General features: G+C 73.0%; 1 protein-coding gene. It reads left to right on the top strand.

The genetic code is table 11. The features are described from left to right. A partial coding sequence (locus SCA03_RS34575; RefSeq protein ID WP_230989113.1) for a condensation domain-containing protein occupies window positions 1–3008 on the top strand: 3008 nt, incomplete at both ends.

Below are 3008 nucleotides of genomic sequence, written 5' to 3'. Positions count from 1 at the left end.
CCGCCGAGGTCGTTCTCCCCGCGGACACGGACCTGGCGGCGCTCCGCACGGCCGTCGCGGCTCTGCTCGACCAGCACGACGCGCTGCGCAGCACCTTCCGTCGTGGGGACGACGGACGCTGGTCGGGGCGGGTGGAGCCGGCGCTGGACGTGGCCGAGGTGCTGTCCGTCCACGGCCTGGCCGGTCGGGGACATGCCGGGGCGTCCGCGTCCGGCGGGGAGGACGAGTGGGCCCGGCTGCGTGCACGGTGCCAGGCCGGGCTGGATCTGGAGAGTGGGCCGCTGATCCGGGTGCTCGCCGGTGTGGGCGTCGGCCCGGACGAGGGGCTGCGGCTGCTGCTCGTCGCGCACCACCTGGTGATGGACGGGGTGTCGTGGCGGGTGCTGCTGGAGGACCTGGAGACGGCGTACCGGTGTGCGGTGGCCGGTGAGCCGGTGTCGTTGGGGGAGAAGTCGTCGTCGGTGCGGCAGTGGTCGCAGCGGTTGGTGCGGCATGTGGCCGAGGGCGGGTTCGACGACCAGGTCGCGTACTGGAGGTCCGTCGCCGAGCATGCGGCGGCACCGGTGCCGAGGGACCGGTCCGTCGCCTCCTCCGGCCGGAGCGGCGCCGCCGGGGACGTCGAGGACAACACGGTCGCCGACGAGGCGCATGTGTCGGTGTCCCTGAGCGCGGAGCAGACGGAGGCGCTGCTCCACCAGGTCCCGGGTGTGTACCGGACGCGGGTGAACGAGGTCCTGCTGGCCGCCCTGGCACGGGTGTTGGGCCGGTGGACCGGGCGCGGGCAGGTGGCCGTCAACCTGGAGGGACACGGCCGCGAGGAACTGTTCGACGACATCGACGCGACACGGACCGTGGGCTGGTTCACCGCGATCCACCCGGTGGTGCTGGAGGTGCCGGAAGGAGGAGCGGAAGGCGGCGGCGGTCTGGGCGAGGTGCTCGGGTCCGTCAAGGAACAGCTGCGTGCGGTGCCGGACAAGGGCGTCGGATACGGCGCACTGCGGTATCTGAGCGCGCCCGGCAGCCCGGGCAGCGTCCTCGCCGGTGTGCCCGGCCCCGAGGTGGGCTTCAACTACCTGGGGCACTTCGACGGCGGGGGCGCGGGCGGCGGGTCCGGCTGGTACCGGTCGCTCACGCTCAACCCCGGCGGGGAGCACGCCCCGGACGAACGCCGCGCCCACGTCGTGGAGGTCGTCGGCGCTGTCCAGGAGGGAGTCCTGACCTTCACCTGGGCGTACTCGAAGCGGTTGCACGACCAGGCCACCGTCGCGGCCCTCGCCGCGTCCTTCACTGAGCAGCTCACGGAGTTCGTCGCGCACTGCGCCGAGCCGGGCGCCGGCGGCTGCACACCGTCCGACTTCCCGCTCGTCCGGCTGAGCGCCCGGGAAGTCGACGAGCTGGTCGGCGACGGTCGCGGCATCGACGACATCTACCCGCTGACCCCGCTCCAGACCGGCATGCTCTTCCACACCGCCGGCGCCGCGGACGACCCCGCCTACCTCGAACAGTTCACGTTCGAGATGGGCGGTGTCAGCGACCCGGAGATGCTCGCCCGGGCCTGGCAGCGGGTCGTCGAGAGGGCCGACGCGCTACGGGCGTCCGTCGTCTGGGAACGGGTCGGCGAGCCCGTTCAGCTGGTGCACCGGAGCATCGAACTGCCCGTACGCCACGAGGACTGGCGGGACCTCGATGCGGACGGCCGGCACACGCGGCTGCGCGGGCTCCTCGCCGAGGACCGGGCGCGGGGCATCGACCTGGCCACCCCGCCGCTCATGCGCCTGACGCTGGCATGCCTGCCGAACCGCCGCGTCCGCGTCGTGTGGACGTTCCACCACCTGCTGCTGGACGGCTGGAGCGCGGCCGCCCTGCTCGGTGACGTCCGCGCCGAGTACCACGCCCTCGGCAGCGGGCAGCCGGCACCCCCGGCCGACGCCACCCGGCCTTCCGTGCGGCCTCCCTTCCGTGACTACCTGCGCTGGCTGTCCGAGCGCGACCTCTCCGCCGGGCGGGACTTCTGGCGGGAACGCCTGGCGGGCTTCGCGGAACCCGTGGCCCTGCCGTACGACCGGCTGCCGGACAGTGCGCACCGGGCCCGCTCCAGCGAACGCGCCACCGTCGAACTCGGCGCGGGAGTGGGGCAGGCCGTCACCGCGTTCGCGCGGCGTGAGCGGGTCACCCCGAACACCGTCGTGCAGGGCGCGTGGGCGCTGATGCTGGCGCAGTACGCCGCGACGCAGGACATCGTGTTCGGCACCACCGTCTCCGGACGGCCCGCCGAACTCCCCGGCTCCGAGGATGCGTTGGGGCTCTTCGTCAACACGCTTCCGGTGCGGGTGCGGGTCGAACCGGGTCGCGCGGCCGGGGAGTGGCTGCGCCGCATCGGATCCGAGCAGCTCGACGCACGCGAGTACGAGTACGTCGGGCTGACGGACATCCCCACCGAACTTCCCCCCGGAACACCGCTCTTCGACAGCCTGGTGGTCTTCGAGAACTATCCGGTGGACACGTCTGGCTCGTCCCGCGCGCACCACGCCGACGGTGACGACTACGACGCGGACGGCAGCGGCGACGGCTCCCGGCGCGACGGCCCCTCCCCGGACCTCACCTTCGAGTCCCTCGAAGCTGCCGAGACCACCAACTACCCCCTGACTCTCACCGCATACGCCGAGGACGGCCTGCGCTTCGTACTCGGCTACGACCCCGAACTCTTCACCGCTTCCACCGTGCGCAGGCTGGCAGACCGATTCGCCCGGACCCTCGAAGCCGTCATCGACGACGCCGAACGCCCCCTGAGCGCCCTGCCATTGATCACCGGCGCGGAGTTGGAGCGGGTGTTGGGCACCGAGTGGACGGGTGCGGTGGGCGCGCCTGCGGGGCGTTCCCTGGTGGAGGTGTTCACCGAGCAGGCCGCTGCCCGTCCGTCGGCTCCGGCGGTGGTGCGCGGTGAACGAACGCTCAGCTACGCGGAGTTGGAGGCCGAGGCCAGGCGGTTGGCCCGGGTGTTGGTGGCC

It is taken from the genome of Streptomyces cacaoi (genome assembly GCF_006539165.1).
Taxonomy (GTDB): Bacteria; Actinomycetota; Actinomycetes; order Streptomycetales; family Streptomycetaceae; genus Streptomyces; species Streptomyces cacaoi.
This window is presented reverse-complemented; position numbering and strand designations above follow the sequence as displayed.